The sequence below is a fragment of the Leisingera sp. ANG59 genome, assembly GCF_013317235.1.
In the GTDB taxonomy this organism is placed as follows: domain Bacteria; phylum Pseudomonadota; class Alphaproteobacteria; order Rhodobacterales; family Rhodobacteraceae; genus Leisingera.
In genome coordinates, this window is record NZ_WLCM01000058.1 from 1 (window position 1) to 19,468 (window position 19,468).

The window sequence follows — 19,468 nt, forward strand, 5'->3', positions numbered from 1 at the left end:
GCTGGCGGTGCCCGAGGTCCCCCAGCCCGCCTCGCCCGTCGCGCTGGCGCAGTCCATCGCGCTGGATTTCAACGACAGCTGGTGGGCCTCCTGGTGGCGCCGCACCCGCGGCTACAAGGCTTTTGCCAAACAGTTCCGCAAGCTGATCGTCGAAGAAGCCCTGCAGCCGGGCGAGGATGGCGGCGCGGGCGTCCGCTGTCTGCACCGTCTTGAGCTGGGTCATGAAGTCCTCTGTCTCGCCTGCGATCAGCTTGCGGAACTGTTTGGCAAAAGCCTTGTAGCCGCGGGTGCGGCGCCACCAGGAGGCCCACCAGCTGTCGTTGAAATCCAGCGCGATGGACTGCGCCAGCGCGACGGGCGAGGCGGGCTGGGGGACCTCGGGCACCGCCAGCTGGATGCCCTCCACTGCCGGGCCGAAACCGTCATAAAGCAGCTCTGCCACATCCTGCACCGCGGCCTCGTACCGGGTTTGCGCGGCGGATTGCAGGCGGCTGGTCATCACCGAGTAGGCAGAGCGCAGCAGCATCCGCAGCCCGGCCGGGTCGTATTCCCAGTGGCAGTCCTCGCCCCATTTCTCCAGATGGTCGATCAGAGCGTGGGTGGCGCGGTCGGTGAAGGTGGCATGGGCCCGGTCGGCGCGGTCGCGGAAGGCGTCCAGCACCTCGCCGGCCTCTGCCGCCAGCGCGGCCATATGGGTCTGGCAGATATCCTCGAAGGCGGTGCGGACATCGTGCATGTTGGCGCCGCCGGTGCCGCCTTCGCCCTGCACCATGACCGCATTGGCGGCCTGCTGGCCGGTGGCGGCGGTGGTGGCGGTGGCGGCAATGCGCTGCAACAGCGGCGTGCCAAGGTCGGCGGCGATCCGTTCGGACACGGCGCGGTTCAGGGCCGGGAGGCCCGACAGCTCCCATACCATGTTCTGCGGTGTGGCCTTGGCATGCGAGGCGTTGACCGAGGCCTCTGCCCAATTGAGCAGCGCGGCGGAGCTGGTCGGGTCCATATCCTCCATCCCGCCGGTCAGCACCTTGTTGGCCCAATAGGCGCTGCCGAAGATGATTTCTGCCTCCTGCGGGCCGTGGTGGGCCTCCAGGGTCTGGCGGATGCTTGCCTCGATCTCGGCGATCTGATTTGCCGGGTCGGCCAGCTCGTCAATGCGGTTGACGAAAATCACCACCTCGCGCGATTTGAGGTTGGAGATCATCCGGATCAGCCCCATGTCGACCGAAGTCAGCGCCTGGCCCGCCGACAGCACCACCACGCAGATGCGGCTGTCGCGGATCGCTTGGATGGTGATCTGCTCGCGCATCATGAAGGTGTCGTTGACGCCCGGCGTGTCGCGCAGGCAGAGCCGGTGCGGCACCGACCGGCAATTGAGGTAAAGGTCAGCGGCCCGGGTGATATCGGCAAAGCGGCCCTGTTCGTCCACCGCGCCCAAATCCTCGTCGTCGAAGTCATCGCCGAGGCAGATGTAGCGTTCGATCAGGTTCTTGTCGAAATAACCATAGTCGTGCTTCTGCCCCATCAAGAACTCGAACTTGCGGCCCAGCCGTTGGCGGGAGCGGTCGCGCATTTCCTCGATCTGGGTGCGGATTTTCTGCAGCTCGCTATCGGCGCCGGCGCGGCCCGCCATTTCGCCGATGCGGCCGCCCTTGGTGGTCAGCCGGTCCCATTCCTCTTCGGTCATGAACTGGAAGCAGGCCTTGTTCTCGGTGCGGGTCTCGCCCGGCTCCAGGTGCAGCGACGTGACAACCGAGGTCCAGGGGTTCACGTCGGAGGGCAAAAGGTCGGCCCAGCCGGCCATCGCATTGACCAGCGAGGTCTTGCCGGATTTCACCTGCCCCAGCAGAGTGACGGACGGTTCAAAGGTGCCCAGCTCCTCCTGCAGGCGGGCGAGGCTACGCTGCACCCGTTCACCGGAGACTCCATGCAGGGCGGCCAGCGCACCATCGAGCCGCCGCGCCTTGCGGGCGAAGTCCGCCAGCGGTTCCAGCCCGGCGCTGAGATTGGTGGGGCGGGCGGAGGCGCGGATGTCGGTGGCGCTCTCGATCTGGTGTTCCATGTTCATGGCGGGGCCTGTTTGATGTTCTGCTTCGGCGTCTTGTTCTGCTGCCCGACTTTCGGGCTTCGGGGCGCAGCGCGCCTATCCGGGCGGCTCTTCCATCAGTTCCTTTTTCAGCTGGATCAGCAGGGTCACCGCATCGACCGCCGCGTCCTCATCCTGTTCCAGCTGGCACAGCATCAGCATCTCCTCGCCGTCCTGCGCGGCCTCGCGGGCGGCTTCCACCGCCGCGCTTGCGGGCATTGCGTCGAGCGATTGCGACAGGTTGCGGATCATCTCCATGCATTGCGCCAGCACCGGACCGGCCTGCGGGCCGCCGGCGGCTTCGGCCTCGGCCAGCATCATCTCGGCGCCGGACTGCAGCTGGTCCAGGGCGGCCGCCAGGCTGGCGGCCTTCGTGGCGGCGGCATTCGCCGGCGCCGGGGCAGGGGCTGGAACAGCGGGGGCGGTTTCAGCCAGGGAGGAGCCGCCGAACTGGCGGATCAGCAGCTCGGCCTGATCGACGTCGGAGGCGCGGCCCAGATCGACCTGGCGCTGCAGGTCTCCGGCCAGCTGCTTGCCGCCGCTGGAGCGCCACAGCCCGTCCTGCGGGGCCTCTGCGGTGCGGGCGGTCAGTCCCTGGATCGCGGCAACCGGATAGACGCCCAAAAACTCCTCTGCAGCGATGGGTTCCAGCGTTTCGATCAGGGCGGGCAGGGTGCCGCGCATCACCTGGCGGTCGGCCATGGTAAGGACCAGGAAGCTGTGATCCTTGCTGCTGTCCGGCACAGTAGCCCAGAGCGACTGTTCATCTGCGGCGAATTCCTGGCTGCACCACAGGATGATGTCGGCATTGCTGGCGGCCTGCTGCAGCATCTCATGCTGCGCGGCCTGCGGGCCGGATAGCGGCAGTTCGCGGTAGCTGTGCCAGCGCAATCGCGGGTCCGGCAGGGTCTGGCGCACCCGGCGGGCGTCCTGCGGCAGTTCCATCTGCGCCAGCAGGCCTGGGATTTGCAGGCGTTCGCCTGCGGCGGTTTCAACCTCAACCATTTCCTGCGCGCCATGGCAGACATCAACCAGCAGGCCGCGGCCGTTGCGGCCGATAACTACCCGGCCCAGCAGCATGTCGATGAGGGCGGATTTGCCGCTGCCGGCAGCACCTGCAACCGCCACCTGCACCGGCTGGCGCAGGCGCCGCAAGAGCTGGCTGCCCCATCCGGAGACCTCGGACGGCAGACGGCCGGCGGTGAGGGTCTGTTCCAGCTGGCCTGCCAGCGGGCTTACATCTCTTTGGGGAAGGCTCACGCGGATGCATCCGTCTTGCTGCGGCCCGCATCCGGCGCGTCGCGCCAGGAGGATGCGGCCAGGAAGGTGACAACCCGGCGGCCTGCGCGCTGGCGGGCGGCGGCGGGTTCGGGTGGCTGCTGTTCCGGTGCGGCTGTTTCTGCCGCGGCAGGGTACGGTGTTTGCGGGTCGAACGGCTTGATTACGCAGAAGGCAGCGTTGTCCTGCTCGGGCGCATCCAGAGCCTCCAGCCGCCGCATCAGCGCCGCACCGATGCGGGCGCTGGAGCTGTTGCATTCGGCTGCCAGAACCGCGGCGATTTCCTCCTCGGCCAGGAACAGCAGCCCGTCGCTGGCGGCCAGCACGATATCGCCATGCTGCAGCCGCACCGGCGCGCTGCGGCAGTCGACCAACGGGATTTCCGCACCGGTCAGCACCGAAGTGACGCAGTGGCGGTCCGGGTGGGCGGCGGCCTCGGCCGGGTCAATGCGGCCGCGGGCCACCAGCTTTTCCAGCTCCGCCGCCATCGAATGGTCGGCGTTGAGGCGGATCAGTGCGCCGTCGCGGAACAGGTACAGCGGCGAGTCGCCGACCGAAATCCAGTAGAGCCGGTCGCGGAACAGCACCGGCGCCAGCAGGGTCGCGCCCATGCCCTGCGCCTGCACCTGCGGCTGGTGGCTGGCGTATTCGCCGAGGCAGGCGTTGGCGCAGTCGGCTGCGCTGTGCAGCACCTCGCCGATGGCAGGCTCCAGCTGCTCCGGCTCGCCTGTGCGCAGCTTCAGTTCTGCAAACACCTCTGTCACCACGATCCTGGCCGCCACATCGCCGGCCGCGTGGCCGCCCATGCCGTCGGCCAGCACTGCAAAGCCGGTGCCGGCGCCAGCCATGAAATCGGCGGCGACGGCATCCTCCTGACGCTCGCGGCGGCCCTGGCTGATGGCCGTCGCAGCGTCGTACTCAAGTTCAGCGGAATGCAGCATGGGCGCTTTCGTCCTGCTGCGGCTGGTCCCAGCCGAAAGAGGCACCGCAGAGCGGCACGAACCGCAGAGTAGTCTCGCCGATGCGGATCTCGTCACCCGCCGCCAGTTCCTCTGTACTGAGGACCGGGCGGCCGTTGCGGCGCACTAGGTTCGCCTTGCCGCCGTGGCCGATGTAAAACGCCTTCTGCTCTGCGTCATAGGCGATGGCCGCATGGTTGTCGCGCGAGATACTGTTGTCGCCGAAGTCAAGCCGCACGGTCTGATCCTCGCCGCGGCCAATGACCGTCACACCACTGAACAGGGTAAAGGCGGCACCGCGGCCAGGGCCCTGCACCACTGCCAGCCAGCCGACCGGGAACTGGGTGTAGCCGGGCCCGGCCTCTTCCGTGCCGCGCGAGAACGGATCGCTGCCGGGCGCCTGCGCCGGGCTGAAGCCGAGCAGGCGGGTCTTTACCCGGCCTGCGCGGCTGGCACCGCGGCCGATCGAGGGCGCGGGCACGTCAATGGGTGCCGCGGCAGCGGGTTGCGCCTGGGCCTGCGGGGCGCGTGGCTGCGGCGGGGTGACCATGCTATTTTGCGGCTGCGGGGCCGGTTCAGGCTGGGGCTCGGGCTGCACTTCCGGCTCCATCTGTGCTGCGGCGGCAGGCTTGCGGTGGAAAACCCGGTAGCTGCCGGGTTGATCCGCGGCGGCCTCCGGTTGCTGCAGGCGGCCGAAATCAGGCTCTTGCGCCAGCACTTCCGGCGCATCCTCATCTTCTTCGGCTGCATAGTCTTCAGCAGCAAATGCCTCCGGCTCTGCATCCTCTGCCGCAAAGGGGTCCTCGGCTTCCGCATAATCCGGGGCTGCCGCTGCTTGCTCTGGCTCCGCGGCGGCCTCCTGCGTCTGTTCGCGGGCAAAGAAGGCGGCGATCGCGTCCTCCTCCGGCGCGCCGCTGAGGCTGTCGAGATAGGTTTCCGGGCTGCCTTCTGCTTCTGGCTCATCTTCCTCCAAGAAATCCTCCGGCAGTATATAGCCGCCTGCAGCGGCCTCCGAGTCCAGCTGGAAGCCGCGGTCCAGGCTGTAGGGCGCGCCGGAGGGACCGGCCTCTGCTTCAGTCGCGGCGGCGAGGCTGTCAAACGGGTCCCGTGCCGGCGGCTGCACCGGTTCGGCGGCGGGGGTTGCGGCAGCTTCTGCCCGCACCCGTTCCCGCTTTTCGCCGATGATATCCTTGATGAACTTCATTGCGGTTTCCTTCAGTTCTTAACGGTTGCCGGGGTGCCGTTCTGGAACCCGAAAATCTTGCGCAGGCGGCCTGCGAATGTTGGCTTGTCCGCACTGGCGCTACTGCCTGCCGCGGCGGGGGGCTGTCCGGCAGCTGGGGCGTTCCTGCTGCGCCGCGTGCGCGCGTCCTCCTCCGCCAGCCAGGCCTCCAGGTCGCTGACCGGCTCGCCGAACAGGTTGACCATCTGGCGCGGTTCCTGCGGTGCCGGAGCGGGCGCCGCTTCCTTGCGGGCGACGCGCGGCTGGCCCGGGGTCAGGCTGGAGTTGGTCGAGGCGACCAGATCGGCGATGGCCGCATCCAGCGCGCCGTCATCAACGGGCTCCGCGGCGGTGCCGGGTGCAGGCACGATCTCTTCGGCCTCATACTCTGCCAGCATCTCTGCCCAGGCGCAGGTCGACTGGAACCGTTCGGCGGGCGGCACCGACATTGCCTGATCGACAGTGGCCAAAAGCGCCGGGTCCGCCGCCCACGGCCCGCCCAGCAGCGGCGGGCAGGGGTCCGGGTTGCCGGCCATCACTGAGTTCAGCCGCTGCTGACTGCCCGGAGGCGGTGCGCCGGTGATCAGGTAATAGAAGGTGGCACCAAGCGCGTAGATGTCACAGGCCGGGCGCTGCGGCAGGTCGGGTTTGTACAGCTCATGCGCCGAGTAGCCGTCCTTGACCGCCAGCAGCATCGGCAGCGCTGTGTCGTCCTTGGGGGTGCTGCCGGCCGCGGCGCCGAAGTCGATCAGGGTCAGGATGCCGTCCTGGCCCAGGAGCAGATTGTCGGGCGAAATGTCGCGGTGCAGGATGCCAAGCTTGTGCACGCAGCCAAGCGCTTCCAGCGCCTGGGTCAGGATCTGCCGCAGCACCGGTGCGGTCAGCCGCTCGGGCTGTTCCTCGCGCACGGTCAGCAGGTCAAGACCATCGATGAACTCCATCGCGATATAGGCGGTCTGGTTTTCCTTGAAGACCTGATGCACGCCGACGATCCCCGGATGTTCGGCGCGGGCCAGCAGATGCGCCTCGCGCAGGAAGGCGCGCAGCACGTTGCGGCAGGACTTGGCGTGTTCCGGCGCCGCCGGCTCCACCTCCGGGCCGTTGCGGCGGCACAGTCCCGCGGGGAAGCATTCCTTGATCACCACCCGCCGTTCCAGGCTGTCGCGCGCCAGATAGGTGATGCCGAAGCCGCCGCTGATCAGCGGGCGCTCAATCTGGTACTGGCCTTGCAACAGCTTGAAGCCGCAGGGCAGTTCGCAGGTTTGCGCCGGATCGGCGGAAGTCGGGTCGTGCAGCACGGCGTCTGTTCCTCCTGGCTGCCTGGTCCCGGGCCGGAAGGGCGCGGGCGGACCTTTAAGCTGCCGGCGGAATGGGGAATGTTCACGGCCCCATTCGGGCAATTGCGGCAAAGCCGCCGTATTTCCGCCATAATCCTTGCCAAAGGGCAGCAAACATTGGGTTAACGGCGGGCCGGCGAGTTGCCTTGAAGTTAGTTAAACTGGCGCGCTATTCCGTTTGCGGGACCAGTACAGCCAGGCCGGGAAGGGCTGGGCTTTCCCGGCGCCCACCGTTAGAATTGACGCATGACAATCTGGTATCCCGATCCCGAGACCCTCACGCCGCCGCTGCATGCCAGCCTGGCGCAGGCGCTGGCCAAAGCGATCTCCGACGGCCGCCTGGCCCGGGGCGCGCAGCTGCCGACCCACCGCCGGATGGCGCAGGAGCTGGGCCTGAGCGTGCATACGGTCAGCAAGGCCTATGACAGCCTGCGGCGGCAGCGGCTGATTGACGGCCAGGTTGGGCGCGGCAGCTTCGTGACCGGGGCGGAGGCGGCGGGCAGCCCGCCTTACCGGCTGCAATCGGAGCCCGGCGGCGGCTATGACCTGTCAATCTCAAGACCGCTATTTGCGCCGCTGCACGCGGAGCTGTTCCAGCAGGCGCTGCGGCAGCTGCCGGAAGGGCTGGACCCGGCCTGCTACCTGTCCACCCGCCCGAACGCGGGCCATCAGGCGCACCGGGAGGCAGGCGCGGACTGGCTAAAGATTTGCGGGCTGGAGGTGCCGCCGGATCGCATCCTGATGACCAACGGGGTCAGCCACGGACTGTCGGCGGCGCTGACCGCGCTGGCCCGTCCTGGCGACACCATAGTGGCGGAGACAGTCACCCATCACCTGCTGATCCCAGCCTGTGCCAGCCTTGGCCTGACTCTTGCCGGGCTGGAGACGGACAGCGACGGCATGCTGCCGGATGCACTGGAGGAGTTCTGCAGCAAGAACAGCCCCAAGGTGCTGTTTTTGCTGCCGTCACTGGCCAATGCCACCGCGGGGATGATGCCGGAAGAGCGTCGGCGGGCGCTGGTGGAGGTGGCCCGCAGGCATGACCTGCTGATCATCGAGAACGATGCCATGGGCCCGGTGGCCGCGGCCCGCCCGGCGCCGATTGCAGCGCTGGCGCCGGAGCGCACGGTCTATCTGACCACCTTCACCAAATGCACCCTGCCGGGGCTGCGGGCGGGCTATCTGGCGGCGCCGGAGCATCTGCTGCCGGCCCTCACCGGGCGGATCGTGGTATTCAGCTGGATGGCAACGCCCTTGATGGGGGAGCTGGCCAGCCGCTGGGTGCAGGACGGCACCGCGCTGGAACTGGCCCGCTGGCAGCGCCGGGCGCTGGCGGAGCGCCACGCCATCGCCGCACAGGTGCTGCAGGGCTGGGACTGGCAGGGCCACCCGGCAGCGCTGCACCTGTGGCTGCCGCTGCAGAACGGCTGGACCGGCGAGGGCTTTGCCGCCTACGCGCGGCAGCTGCAGGTTGCGGTGGCGCCGGACACCCCGTTCCTGGCGCCGCGGGTGCCGCCGCAGAACGCGGTGCGGGTCTCGCTGGGCAGCGTGCAGGATCCGGCCCGCTTCCGGCAGGCGCTGGAGCTGCTGGCCGGAATGCTGCGCCAGCCGCCGGAGGGGGCTGCTGCGCTAGCCTTCTGATTGTCACGTGACAATAAAATAATTGACTCGCATGACAAGTGCTTCCAAGGCTGTCCGAAAGGCCCGGGGCCTGCGCCGGGACCGGTGAGTCCGGTGCAGGCTGCCGGGGAATCGCCCCCGGCCAGCCGCGGCGGCGGAACCCAGTGCGCCTTCGTCCGTTGATCAACCAGGAGCCGCGCAATGGCAGAGCCCACGCTATACTTCACCCGCGCCGAATATCTGGCGCGCCTGGACAAGACCCGGGCCGAGATGTCCCGCCGCGGGCTTGATCTTCTGATCGTCACCGATCCGTCGAACATGAACTGGCTGACCGGCTATGACGGCTGGTCGTTCTATGTTCATCAATGCGTGGTGCTGACGCCGGACGGCGCGCCGCTGTGGTACGGACGCGGCCAGGATGCCAACGGCGCCTTGCGCACCTGTTACATGGAACCCGCAAATATCATCGGCTACCCGGACCACTATGTGCAGTCGACCGAGCGGCATCCGATGGATTACCTGTCGGCGCAGCTGGCAGACCGCGGGCTGGATGGCGGCGTTATTGGCGTCGAGATGGACAACTATTACTTCACCGCTGCCGCCTTCATGTCGCTGCAAAAGCACCTGCCGAACGCGCGCTTTGCCGATGCCAACGCGCTGGTGAACTGGCAGCGGGCGGTGAAGTCGGAGGCCGAGCTCACCTATATGCGCCAGGCCGCCCGGATCGTCGGCCGGATGCACCGCCGCATTGTCGAGAAGGTGGAGCCGGGGATGCGCAAATGCGATCTGGTGGCCGAGATCTATGACGCGGGGCTGCGCTATGACGCGGAGCTGGGTTTTGGCGGCGACTACCCGGCAATTGTGCCGCTGCTGCCCTCCGGCTCTGACGCCGCCGCGCCGCATCTGACCTGGGACGACCTGCCAATGAAATCCGGCGAGGGCACTTTCTTCGAAATCGCCGGCGTCGTGCACCGCTACCACTGCCCGCTGTCGCGCACCGTGTTCCTGGGCAAGCCGACGCAGACTTTCCTGGACGCCGAAAAGGCCGTGCTGGAGGGTATGGAGGCTGGACTGGAAGTCGCAAAGGCCGGCAACACCTGCGAGGACATCGCCAAGGCGTTTTTCAAGGTTCTGAAGACCTACGGCATCGAGAAGGACAACCGCACCGGCTATCCGATCGGCGTTTCCTACCCGCCGGACTGGGGCGAACGCACCATGTCGCTGCGCCCGGGCGACACCACGGTGCTGCAGGAGAACATGACCTTCCACTTCATGACCGGCCTGTGGATGGAAGACTGGGGTTTTGAGATCACCGAAAGCATCCGCATCGGCTCCGATGGGCCGGAATGCCTGTCCGATGTGCCGCGCAAGATGTTCGTGAAGGACTGAGCCATGAAGCAAAATCCGATTTCCCCCACCATCCCGCTGGACCGGGACGGGGTGCACCACGGCTATCTGAAGCTGCCCTACAGCCGCGATGATTCTGCCTGGGGCTCGGTGATGATCCCGCTGACGGTGATCAAGAACGGCGACGGCCGGACCGCGCTGCTAACCGGCGCCAACCACGGCGATGAGTACGAAGGCCCGATTGCGTTGCATGAGCTGGCTGCGACCACCAAGGCAGAAGATGTGACCGGCCGACTGATCATCGTACCGGCCTTCAACTACCCGGCCTTCCGGGCAGGCACCCGTACCTCTCCCATCGACAGGGGAAATATGAACCGGTCATTCCCGGGCCGCCCGGACGGCACCGTGACAGAGAAGATCGCCGACTACTTCCAGCGCACCCTCTTGCCGATGGCAGATCTGGCGGTGGATTTCCACTCCGGCGGCAAGACGCTGGACTTCGTGCCCTTTGCCGCCGCCCATATCCTGGAGGACAAACCCACGCAGGAGGCCTGCTTTGCCGCCATTAAGGCGTTCAACGCGCCCTATTCGGTGGAACTGCTGGAGATCGACAGCGGCGGCATGTACGACACCGCGGTTGAGGAGATGGGCAAGGTTCTGGTCACAACCGAACTGGGCGGCGGCGGGTCCTCATCCGCGCGCAGCAATGCGATTGCCAAGAAGGGGCTGCGCAATGTGCTGATCCATGCGGGCATCCTGAAGGGCGAAATGCAACTGGATGACACCGTCAATCTGACTATGCCGGACGATGACTGCTACCTGTTCAGCGAAGGTGACGGGCTGTTTGAGATCATGGCCGATCTGGGTCAGCTGGTGGCCAAGGGCGACTTGCTGGCGCGTGTCTGGCCGCTGGACCGCACCGGCCAGCCGCCGGTGGAATACCGCGCCCGGCGCGCCGGCCTCCTGATCAGCCGCCATTTCCCCGGGCTGATCAAATCCGGCGACTGCGTTGCGGTTGTCGGCGTCACCTCCGGCTGATAGGCGGGAGACATGCAACTGGACCAGCGCGATCTCGACATCCTGCGCGTGCTCTCCACCGAGGGGCGCATCACCAAGGCCGCGCTGGCTGACCGGATCGGCCTGTCGCCGACGCCCTGCTGGGACCGGCTGAAGAAGCTGGAACAGGCCGGGCTGATCGAGGGCTACGGCGCCCGCATCAACCTGCGCAAGCTGGCGCCGCATGTAACGGTTTTTGTCGCGGCGGAGATCGCCGATCACACAGCCGCCAGTTTCCGCGCCTTTGAGGCCGCGATGCAGCGCTATGACGAGGTCACCGCCTGCTGGGCGCTGGGGGGCGGGTTCGACTACCTGTTGCAGATCGTCACCCGCGACATCGACGCCTACCAGCGGCTGATCGACGAGATGCTGGATGCCCGCATCGGCCTTTCCCGCTATTTCACCTATGTGGTGACCAAGCCGGTGAAGGGCGCGGGCGCGCCGCCCTTTGATATTCTGCTGGGTCAGGGATGATCCCGCGCCAAAGCGCCTGAGCAGCAGCTGTTTCTTCTGCACCTTACCTGAACTTCAGTCACTTCCTCTGCCCGTGTCAGGCACATTCCTCTGCAAGACATGAGGAGAACAGCCATGACAGAGACCGCGCTCTCAGCCCGGACCGGGATTGCCGACAAGGCGCTGGTACGGTCTTTTTCCTACATCAACGGCAAATGGTGCGCTGCTGCCAATGGCGAGACCTTCCCGGTCACCGATCCGGCGGACGGGGCCGAACTGGGCCATGTGGCCAGCCTTTCAGCAGAAGAATCCGCTGCCGCTGTGGATGCGGCGCAGGCGGCGTTTCCGGCCTGGGCCGGAATGCTGCCGCAGCAGCGCGCCGCCATCCTGCGCCGCTGGTTTGAGCTGCAGCTGGAGCACAAGGAAGACCTCGCCCGCATCATGGTGCTGGAACAGGGCAAACCGCTGTCGGAGGCGCGCGGTGAGATTGATTACGGCGCCGCCTTTGTCGAGTTCTACGCCGAGGAGGCCAAGCGCCCCAATATCGAAGGCGTGACCAGCCATCTGCCCGATGCCGAGGTGGAGCTGTGGCGCGAACCGGTGGGGGTGGCAGCGCTGATCACGCCCTGGAATTTTCCCTCTGCCATGCTGACCCGCAAGTCGGCGGCGGCACTGGCGGCGGGCTGCACCGTGGTGGCGCACCCCTCGGCCGAAACCCCGTTCAGCGCGCTGGTGCTGGCAGAGCTGGCGGAGCGCGCAGGCTTTCCGCCCGGCGTGTTCAACGTGGTGACCGGCAATGCGCCCGCGATCGTCGCACCCTGGACCCGCGACACCCGCGTGCGGGTGCTGTCCTTCACCGGCTCCACCGAAGTGGGCAAGCTCCTTTACCGCCAGTCGGCGGACACGGTGAAGCATCTGGTGATGGAACTGGGCGGCCACGCGCCGGTGATCGTTTTCAAGGGCTGTGATCTGGACAAGGCCGTCAGCGAAACCATCAAGGCAAAATTCGCCACCTCCGGCCAGGATTGCCTCGGCGCCAACCGGATCTATGTGGAGCGCCCGATCTATGCAGAATTCTGCGCCCGCTTCACCGCAGCCACCCAAGCGCTGACCATCGGCAAAGGCATGGAGGATTGCGACCTTGGCCCGCTGATGAATGAAAAGGCCGTGCAAAAGCAGGAGGAACACATCGCCGACGCGCTGGCCAAGGGTGCCAAATTGGCCTGCGGCGGCAAGCGGCACCCGCTGGGGCCGCTGTTTTTTGAGCCTACCGTGCTGACAGATGTGCCCGCAGATGCGCGCATCATGTCGGAGGAAACATTCGGCCCCGTCGCCCCCATCACCCCCTTCGACACCGAGGAGGAAGCGGTGGCGCGCGCCAATGACAGCGAATACGGGCTGGTCGCCTATGTCCACAGCCAGGACCCGCGCCGCATTTACCGTCTCAGCCGCGCGCTGCAATACGGCATGGTGGCGGTCAATCGCACCAAGGTGACCGGCGCGCCGATCCCATTCGGCGGCACCAAGCAATCCGGCCTGGGCCGCGAAGGCGCGCGGCTGGGCATGGAGGAGTTTACCGAGGTCAAATACGTCTGCCGCGACTGGGCGTGACGGACAAGAATCTTCGAAGATTTTTGCCAAGAGTTTTCGAAAACTCTTGGCCGCAGAACGCAAACGGAAGGAAAAATAGATGCTGAAGAACGACCAGCTCGACCAGTGGGACCGCGAGAACTTCTTTCACCCCTCAACCCATCTGGCCCAGCACGCCCGCGGCGACAGCCCGAACCGGGTCATTAAAACCGCCTCCGGCGTATTTATCGAGGACCGCGACGGCAACCGGCTGCTGGACGCCTTTGCCGGGCTTTACTGCGTGAACGTGGGCTATGGCCGCCAGGAGATCGCTGAGGCCATCGCTGATCAGGCGCGGGAGCTGGCCTATTACCATTCCTACGTCGGCCACGGCACCGAAGCCTCGATCACGCTGGCGAAAATGATCCTGGACCGGGCGCCAAAGAACATGTCCAAGGTCTATTTCGGCCTTGGCGGCTCTGACGCCAATGAGACCAACGTCAAACTGATCTGGTACTACAACAACATCCTGGGCCGTCCGGAGAAGAAAAAGATCATCTCCCGCTGGCGCGGCTATCACGGCTCGGGGCTGGTCACCGGCTCGCTGACCGGGCTGGAGCTGTTCCACAGGAAGTTCGATCTGCCGGTGGAGCAGGTGATCCACACCGAGGCACCGTACTATTACCGCCGCAAGGATCTGGACCAGAGCGAGGAGCAGTTCGCGGCCCATTGCGCCGCCGAGCTGGAAGCGCTGATCGAGCGCGAGGGGGCGGACACGATCGCCGCCTTCATCGGCGAGCCGGTGCTGGGCACCGGCGGTATCGTGCCGCCGCCCGCGGGCTATTGGCAGGCCATTCAGGCAGTGCTGAAGAAACACGACATCCTGCTGGTTGCGGATGAGGTGGTGACCGGCTTCGGGCGGCTCGGCTCCATGTTCGGTTCCGATCACTACGGTATCGAGGCCGACATCATCACCATCGCCAAGGGCCTCACTTCGGCTTATGCGCCGCTGTCGGGCTCCATCGTCTCGGACAAGGTCTGGAAAGTGCTGGAGCAGGGCACTGATGAAAACGGCCCGATCGGCCACGGCTGGACCTATTCGGCGCATCCCATCGGGGCGGCGGCGGGGGTTGCCAATCTCAAGCTGATTGATGAGCTGAACCTGGTGCAGAACGCGGGCGATGTTGGCGCCTATCTGAACGCCACCATGGCGGAGGCACTGTCCACCCATCCCCATGTGGGCGAGGTGCGCGGCGAGGGGATGCTCTGCGCGGTGGAGTTCGTGCAGGATAAGGACAGCCGCATCTTCTTTGACGCCGCTGACAAGATCGGCCCGCAGATCTCCGCCAAGCTCCTGGAGCAGGACAAGGTGATTGCCCGCGCCATGCCGCAGGGCGACATCCTGGGCTTTGCGCCGCCGTTCTGCCTCAGCCGCGCCGAAGCCGATCAGGTGGTGGAGGCCACATTGCGCGCGGTCAAGGCGGTGCTGGGCTAGGATCAGTTGCGGCAGATTTCCAGGCAGGCGCGCAATCCGCGCCTGCCGTCCTCGAAATACAGCCGCCCGCCGTGCTGCTCCGCCACCGTGGCGACAATCGTCAGCCCCAGCCCGAAGCCGTCGATGGCCCGGGTGTTTTCGCCGCGCCGGAACGGCGCAATCACTTCGGTGATCTCCGCTGCCGTCATGCCGGAGCCTTCATCCTCCACTGTGATGATGGCGTGATCGGCGGTGGCACTGAGGCCGATGGCGGCGCGGCGTCCGTATTTCAGCGCGTTGTCGATCAGGTTGGTGACCGCCCGCTGCAGCGACACCGGCCGCGCCACCACCAGCATCGGCTGGCCCTCCGGCATCGCGCTGCGGCCGGGGGCTGAGGTAAAGACAGACCGCCCGCCCGCCGCCACCTGCGGTTCCGGCGGCAGCAGCTCTACCGGCTTTCCGGTGTCCTGGTAATCGGCGGCCAGCGCCTCCACCAGCGAGCTGAGGGAGAGGCGGCGCGGGGTTTCGGCGCTCATCTCCGCTCGGGTATACGTCAGCACGCTTTCGATCATGCCGGTCATGGCGTCCAGGTCAGCCTCGAACTTCCCCCGCAGTTCCGCGTCCTGAATGAGCGCTGCGCGCAGCCGCAACCGGGTGGCCGGGGTGCCGAGGTCATGGCTGACACCGGACAGCACCGCGGCGCGGCTGGCGAGTTGTTCGCGCTCGGTCTCCAGGTAGCTGTTCACCGCCGTCACGATCTCCTGCAGCTCGCCCGGCCCTTGCAGCGCATAGGCATCCGGCCCGCCCAGCCGACGGCGGTCCCGCAGAGCGCGGGCGAAACGGTCGAAATGGGCCGAGGTGTCCATCACCAGCGTCGCCAGCACCGCCAAGGCCAGCAGCGACAGCAGCACCGAGGGCAGGCGGTAATCACGCGGCGCGGCGGAGCAGCCCCAGACCTCGGTACCGTCGACCCGCTGCCAGGGGCCGTACCCTGCGCGGGCAAATATCACCGGTTCGCTGCAATAGGTTGCCAGCAGCCGGGTCACAGCCCCCAGTTTTTCCGCCGCGGTCGCCCCGCCGGCAGGCGGCAATTCTGCCAACGGGTAGCGCAGGGCAGGGGCGGCGATAACCAGCGCCAGAACCTCCCCGGACAGGGGATCGGCACCGCTGTCCAGGATCGAGACATTGGTGAAGAAGGCGGGTTTCGCAATCCCCGCCAGCCGCAGGTAATCGCCTGCCGCCAGAAACGCGGCCTGATCTGATGGCACCGGTGTCACTACGACCCCCGCAGGCGGCGGTGCGCCGCGGCGCAGAGTGCCGTCCAGGGTGATGCCAGAGATGGCGGCACGGGTCAGATGCGCCTGCCAGCTGGCGCCGGAGTGGAACCAGCCCCAAGCGCCGCCCAGCCCGGCGGCAAAGGCCAGCGGCAGCAGGATCAGCCCCCTGGTTCTAAGCCGCAGCGCCATGTGCCTCAGTCCCCGCCGGTCTCGACATCCACCGCCAGGACATAGCCGGTGCCGCGCTCGGTGCGCAGCAGCTTCGGCGCCTTGGGGCTCTGTTCGATCTTGGAGCGCAGCCGCCCGACCAGCACGTCAATGGCGCGGCCCGAGCCCTCGTCGCTGCCGCCCTCGCCGGTCACATCCAGTGCGGCGGCGATTTCCTCACGCGTCAGCGGAATATGCGGGTTGGCCAGAAACACCTTGAGCAGACCCGTTTCGCGCCGCGACAGCGCCACCTGCACGCCCGCGGGCGAGATCACCTCGTCCCGCTTGGCGTCATAGGTCCAGCCGGCAAAGCGGAAGGTGGCCACGCTGCGCCGGTAGATCAGCGACGACGACCGCCGCGCCCGCTGCAGCACCGCCCGGACCCGCGCCAGCAAGAGGTCGGGGTTGAACGGCTTGGCGATGTAGTCATCCGCTCCGGATTCATAACCCGCCATCCGCTGGTGATCGGCGGACAGCGCCGACACCAGAATGATCGGCACATCCTGTTCGCTGCGCAGCCGGGTGCAGATCTCCACCCCGTTTTCATCCCCCAGCATCACGTCGAGCAGGATCAGGTCGATCCGGCCCGCGCCGATCTGCTCGCGGATCTCCGCCTCGCTGCCGCAGGGCAGGGCGATAAAGCCGTTCTGGCGCAGGTACTGGGTCAGCATCATGCGCGTCTCAACGTCGTCATCCACCACCAGAAGCCGCGGAATCGCCATCTGTTGCTCTCCTCCCCGGAAACCGCCCGATGTGGCTGTTCCAGCTGTTTGTTTGTAACATCATGCAACAAAATCAATTGCTGCGTAACAACAGGTAACAGCTTGGCAGAAAAACTGCTTTGGCACCCGCCCGGGGCTGCGCTGAGCGATTGAAATGCGGCCCTGCTGTTTTGCAAGCTAAAGCATGAAGGCTGCGGGGAGCAGCCGTCACATAAGGGAGGAATGAGCGATGAAATACACCGCTTTTGCGGCCGTATCGGCCGTGGCACTGGCCTGTGCGGCACCGGCTGTGGCCGGGCCGGAGGCCGAAGTTCTGCACTGGTGGACATCCGGAGGCGAGGCCAAGTCGGCCGCGGTGCTGCAACAGGAATTTGCCGACAACGGCGGCACCTGGACCGATATGCCGGTGGCGGGCGGCGGCGGCGATGCGGCGATGACCGCACTGCGCGCCCGCGTCCTGTCCGGCAACGCGCCGACCGCGGTGCAGCTGAAAGGACCCGCCATCCAGGAATGGTACGAGGAAGGCGTGCTGGCCGATATCTCCTCCGTCGCGGAGGCCGAGGGCTGGGCGGACGTGTTGCCCGGCTCTATCGCTGAGCACATGAAATGCGAAGGCAAGTGGTGCGCCGCACCGGTAAATGTGCACCGGGTCGACTGGATCTGGGCCAATGCCGCGCTGCTGGAGGCCAACGGCATCGGGATGCCCACGACCTGGGAGGAGTTCAACGCCGCCGCCGACAAGCTGCTGGCCGCGGGCATCACCCCGCTGGCACATGGCGGCCAGGCCTGGCAGGACGCCACCGTGTTTGAGGCCGTGGCGCTTGGCATTCTGGGACCGGAAGGCTTCCACAAGGCGTTTGTCGAACTGGACATGGACACCTTGAAGTCCGATGAAATGGCAGCGGTGTTTGACCAAATGCGCAAGATGCGCGGCTATGTGGACGCCAACTTCCCGGGCCGCGACTGGAACCTTGCCACCTCGATGGTGATGAACGGCGAGGCGGCGTTTCAGATCATGGGCGACTGGGCCAAGGGCGAATTCCTGGCCGCGGGCAAGGAGCCGGGCAAGGACTTCCTCTGCGCCTCGGTGCCGGGAGACGGCTTCCTTTATAATGTCGACAGCTTCGCCATGTTCGAGGTCGACGGCGAGGACAAGCAGGCCGGGCAGGACCTCTTGGCCAAGCTGATCGTTGGGCCGAAGTTCCAGAAGGTGTTCAACCTCAACAAGGGGTCTATCCCGGCGCGGGTGGACGTGAAACTGGATGCCTTTGACACCTGCGCGCACCTGTCGGCCAAGGACATGGGCGACAGCGCGGACAATGGCTCGCTCTTGCCCAGCTATGCCCACGGCATGGCCCTGCGCGGCGCGCAATCGGGTGCCATCACCGACGTGGTGACCGCGCATTTCAACTCGGAGATGTCCTCGGCCGAGGCCGTGCAGATGCTGGCCGACGCTGTCGCCAACTCGCTCTGATCCTCCCCCGGGCCTCGCGTCCTCCGGGATGCGGGGCCACCTATTCAAGGGCCGTTACCATGACTGAATGGCTTGAACGTCATATTCCGAAGATGGTGCTGGCGCCGTCCTTCGCCGCGGTGCTGGTGTTTGTCTACGGCTTCATAGCCTGGACCGCCTGGGTATCGCTGACCCGCTCCCGCCTGCTGCCGAAATACGAAATCGACGGGCTGATCCAGTATGAGCGCCTGTTCAACGCGCCGCGCTGGGACACCGCAATGTCGAACCTGTTCGTGTTCGGCACCCTGTTCATCCTGATCTCAATGATCCTCGGCCTGATGCTGGCGATCCTGCTGGACCAGAAGATCCGCACCGAGGGCGTGCTGCGCACCATCTACCTCTACCCGATGGCGCTGTCGCTGATCGTGACCGGCACCGCCTGGAAGTGGATCATGAACCCCGGCTTGGGGCTGGAGGCCATGGTGCGCGGCTGGGGCTTTGAAAGCTTCACCTTCGACTGGGTGATCAACCCGGACAAGGCGATCTATGCGGTGGTCATCGCCGGTGTCTGGCAGGCGTCAGGTTTCGTGATGGCGCTGTTCCTGGCGGGACTGCGCGGGGTGGATGGCGAAATTATCAAGGCCGCGCAGGTCGATGGCATCCCGGCGTGGCGGATCTATACCGCGATCATCATCCCCTCGATGGCGCCGATCTTCCTGTCTGCCTTCATCGTGCTGGCGCATCTGGCGATCAAGAGCTTTGACCTGGTGATTGCGCTTACCGGCGGCGGCCCCGGCTATGCCACCGATCTGCCTGCCACCTATATGTACACGATGGCCTTTTCCCGCGGCGACATCGGCCAGGCAGCAAGCTCTGCTATGGTGATGATGGGCGTGGTCTTCGCAATCATCGTTCCGTATCTCTACTCTGAGCTGAGGGCCAAACATGACTGATGTGACGCTTGCCTCCGCCGCCGCAGCCAGCCGCCGCAACTGGAGCCACTTCGCCCTGCGCTGGACGCTGTTCACCCTGTTGGGCCTGTTTGCCCTGTTCTACCTGATGCCGCTGTTCGTGATGATCACCACCTCGCTGAAAAGCCTGGAGGAAATCCGTACCGGCAGCCTGATCGCCTTCCCGCGCGAAGTCACCTTTGACGCCTGGCGCACCGCCTGGTCGGAGGCTTGCACCGGCATCCAATGCGAGGGCCTGCGCCCGTTCTTCTGGAACTCCGTGGTGATTGCGGTGCCGGCGGTGGCGATCTCCACCATGCTGGGCGCGGCCAATGGCTATGTCATCGCGCAATGGCGGTTCCGCGGCGCCAACCTGATCTTCTCGCTGATGCTGTTCGGCTGCTTCATCCCGTTCCAGGTGGTTCTCTTGCCGATGGCGCGGATGCTGGGGCTGATGGGGC

The 19,468-nt window shown here is 66.2% G+C and carries 15 protein-coding genes and 1 pseudogene; 9 read left to right on the forward strand and 7 right to left on the reverse strand.

What is annotated here, in order from left to right:
• The 5 genes from GKC28_RS26775 to GKC28_RS24020 form a co-directional block, all read right to left on the reverse strand.
• Positions 1–2,065: dynamin family protein (locus GKC28_RS26775; RefSeq protein ID WP_302480825.1), on the reverse strand; the 2,065-nt coding region annotated here is incomplete at its 3' end.
• Between the two features lie 75 nt (positions 2,066–2,140).
• Complete coding sequence (locus tag GKC28_RS24005) at positions 2,141–3,343, reverse strand: hypothetical protein (protein ID WP_174149480.1); 1,203 nt, start codon at positions 3,341–3,343, stop codon at positions 2,141–2,143.
• A complete protein-coding gene (locus GKC28_RS24010; protein ID WP_174149482.1) occupies positions 3,340–4,302 on the reverse strand; it encodes a PP2C family serine/threonine-protein phosphatase in 963 nt (320 codons plus the stop codon). Before GKC28_RS24010 ends, GKC28_RS24005 begins: the two co-directional genes overlap by 4 nt.
• Complete coding sequence (locus tag GKC28_RS26605; RefSeq protein WP_254604385.1) at positions 4,286–5,524, reverse strand: FHA domain-containing protein; 1,239 nt, start codon at positions 5,522–5,524, stop codon at positions 4,286–4,288. The genes GKC28_RS24010 and GKC28_RS26605 overlap by 17 nt, the downstream gene beginning before the upstream one ends.
• Before the next feature lie 11 nt (positions 5,525–5,535).
• Positions 5,536–6,840 carry a serine/threonine-protein kinase gene (locus GKC28_RS24020; RefSeq protein WP_174149483.1) on the reverse strand — a complete coding sequence of 435 codons (1,305 nt, stop codon included), beginning with the start codon at positions 6,838–6,840 and terminating at the stop codon, positions 5,536–5,538.
• 285 nt (positions 6,841–7,125) lie between these two features.
• Here GKC28_RS24020 and GKC28_RS24025 point away from each other — a divergent pair, with 285 nt between their 5' ends.
• The 6 genes from GKC28_RS24025 to GKC28_RS24050 all read left to right on the forward strand — a co-directional run bounded on the left by GKC28_RS24025 (position 7,126) and on the right by GKC28_RS24050 (position 14,419).
• Positions 7,126–8,520, forward strand: coding sequence for a PLP-dependent aminotransferase family protein (locus GKC28_RS24025; RefSeq protein ID WP_174149484.1), 1,395 nt, complete (start codon positions 7,126–7,128; stop codon positions 8,518–8,520).
• Positions 8,521–8,700: 180 nt separating this feature from the next.
• A complete protein-coding gene (gene doeA, locus GKC28_RS24030) occupies positions 8,701–9,888 on the forward strand; it encodes an ectoine hydrolase DoeA (protein ID WP_174149486.1) in 1,188 nt (395 codons plus the stop codon).
• A gap of 3 nt (positions 9,889–9,891) precedes the next feature.
• Positions 9,892–10,884, forward strand: coding sequence for a N(2)-acetyl-L-2,4-diaminobutanoate deacetylase DoeB (doeB, locus tag GKC28_RS24035; protein ID WP_174149487.1), 993 nt, complete (start codon positions 9,892–9,894; stop codon positions 10,882–10,884).
• A 12-nt stretch (positions 10,885–10,896) separates the two neighbouring features.
• A complete protein-coding gene (locus tag GKC28_RS24040) occupies positions 10,897–11,376 on the forward strand; it encodes an Lrp/AsnC family transcriptional regulator (protein WP_174149488.1) in 480 nt (159 codons plus the stop codon).
• Positions 11,377–11,490: 114 nt separating this feature from the next.
• On the forward strand, positions 11,491–12,966 hold the full coding sequence (locus GKC28_RS24045) for an NAD-dependent succinate-semialdehyde dehydrogenase (protein WP_174149489.1): 1,476 nt from the start codon (positions 11,491–11,493) through the stop codon (positions 12,964–12,966).
• 79 nt (positions 12,967–13,045) lie between these two features.
• Complete coding sequence (locus GKC28_RS24050; protein ID WP_174149490.1) at positions 13,046–14,419, forward strand: aspartate aminotransferase family protein; 1,374 nt, start codon at positions 13,046–13,048, stop codon at positions 14,417–14,419.
• 2 nt (positions 14,420–14,421) lie between these two features.
• Here GKC28_RS24050 and GKC28_RS24055 read toward each other — a convergent pair whose 3' ends face one another.
• Both GKC28_RS24055 and GKC28_RS24060 read right to left on the reverse strand, forming a co-directional pair.
• On the reverse strand, positions 14,422–15,864 hold the full coding sequence (locus tag GKC28_RS24055; RefSeq protein ID WP_174149491.1) for a HAMP domain-containing sensor histidine kinase: 1,443 nt from the start codon (positions 15,862–15,864) through the stop codon (positions 14,422–14,424).
• Positions 15,865–15,869: 5 nt separating this feature from the next.
• Entirely contained in the window at positions 15,870–16,604 is a 735-nt protein-coding gene (locus GKC28_RS24060; RefSeq protein WP_174149492.1) for a response regulator transcription factor, read from the reverse strand.
• Positions 16,605–16,833: 229 nt separating this feature from the next.
• On the opposite strand from GKC28_RS24060, the gene GKC28_RS24065 reads away from it, so the two are divergent.
• The 3 genes and pseudogenes from GKC28_RS24065 to GKC28_RS24075 form a co-directional block, all read left to right on the forward strand.
• Positions 16,834–18,078, forward strand: a complete 1,245-nt coding sequence (locus GKC28_RS24065; RefSeq protein ID WP_174149493.1) for an ABC transporter substrate-binding protein — start codon at positions 16,834–16,836, stop codon at positions 18,076–18,078.
• A 59-nt stretch (positions 18,079–18,137) separates the two neighbouring features.
• Positions 18,138–19,010 carry a carbohydrate ABC transporter permease gene (locus GKC28_RS24070; protein WP_174149494.1) on the forward strand — a complete coding sequence of 291 codons (873 nt, stop codon included), beginning with the start codon at positions 18,138–18,140 and terminating at the stop codon, positions 19,008–19,010.
• Positions 19,003–19,468 (forward strand): annotated as a pseudogene (locus GKC28_RS24075) (carbohydrate ABC transporter permease); the annotation flags it as partial. The gene GKC28_RS24070 and the pseudogene GKC28_RS24075, both read left to right, overlap by 8 nt.

Bases quoted from the DNA above. Each gene is read 5' to 3' on its own strand.
- GKC28_RS24025 (WP_174149484.1), top strand. From the start codon at position 7,126: ATGACAATCTGGTATCCCGATCCCGAGACCCTCACGCCGCCGCTGCAT.
- GKC28_RS24040 (WP_174149488.1), top strand. From the start codon at position 10,897: ATGCAACTGGACCAGCGCGATCTCGACATCCTGCGCGTGCTCTCCACC.
- GKC28_RS24065 (WP_174149493.1), top strand. From the start codon at position 16,834: ATGAAATACACCGCTTTTGCGGCCGTATCGGCCGTGGCACTGGCCTGT.
- GKC28_RS24060 (WP_174149492.1), bottom strand. From the start codon at position 16,604: ATGGCGATTCCGCGGCTTCTGGTGGTGGATGACGACGTTGAGACGCGC.
- GKC28_RS24010 (WP_174149482.1), bottom strand. From the start codon at position 4,302: ATGCTGCATTCCGCTGAACTTGAGTACGACGCTGCGACGGCCATCAGC.
- GKC28_RS24070 (WP_174149494.1), top strand. From the start codon at position 18,138: ATGACTGAATGGCTTGAACGTCATATTCCGAAGATGGTGCTGGCGCCG.
- doeA (WP_174149486.1), top strand. From the start codon at position 8,701: ATGGCAGAGCCCACGCTATACTTCACCCGCGCCGAATATCTGGCGCGC.
- GKC28_RS24050 (WP_174149490.1), top strand. From the start codon at position 13,046: ATGCTGAAGAACGACCAGCTCGACCAGTGGGACCGCGAGAACTTCTTT.
- GKC28_RS24055 (WP_174149491.1), bottom strand. From the start codon at position 15,864: ATGGCGCTGCGGCTTAGAACCAGGGGGCTGATCCTGCTGCCGCTGGCC.
- GKC28_RS24045 (WP_174149489.1), top strand. From the start codon at position 11,491: ATGACAGAGACCGCGCTCTCAGCCCGGACCGGGATTGCCGACAAGGCG.
- doeB (WP_174149487.1), top strand. From the start codon at position 9,892: ATGAAGCAAAATCCGATTTCCCCCACCATCCCGCTGGACCGGGACGGG.
- GKC28_RS26605 (WP_254604385.1), bottom strand. From the start codon at position 5,524: ATGAAGTTCATCAAGGATATCATCGGCGAAAAGCGGGAACGGGTGCGG.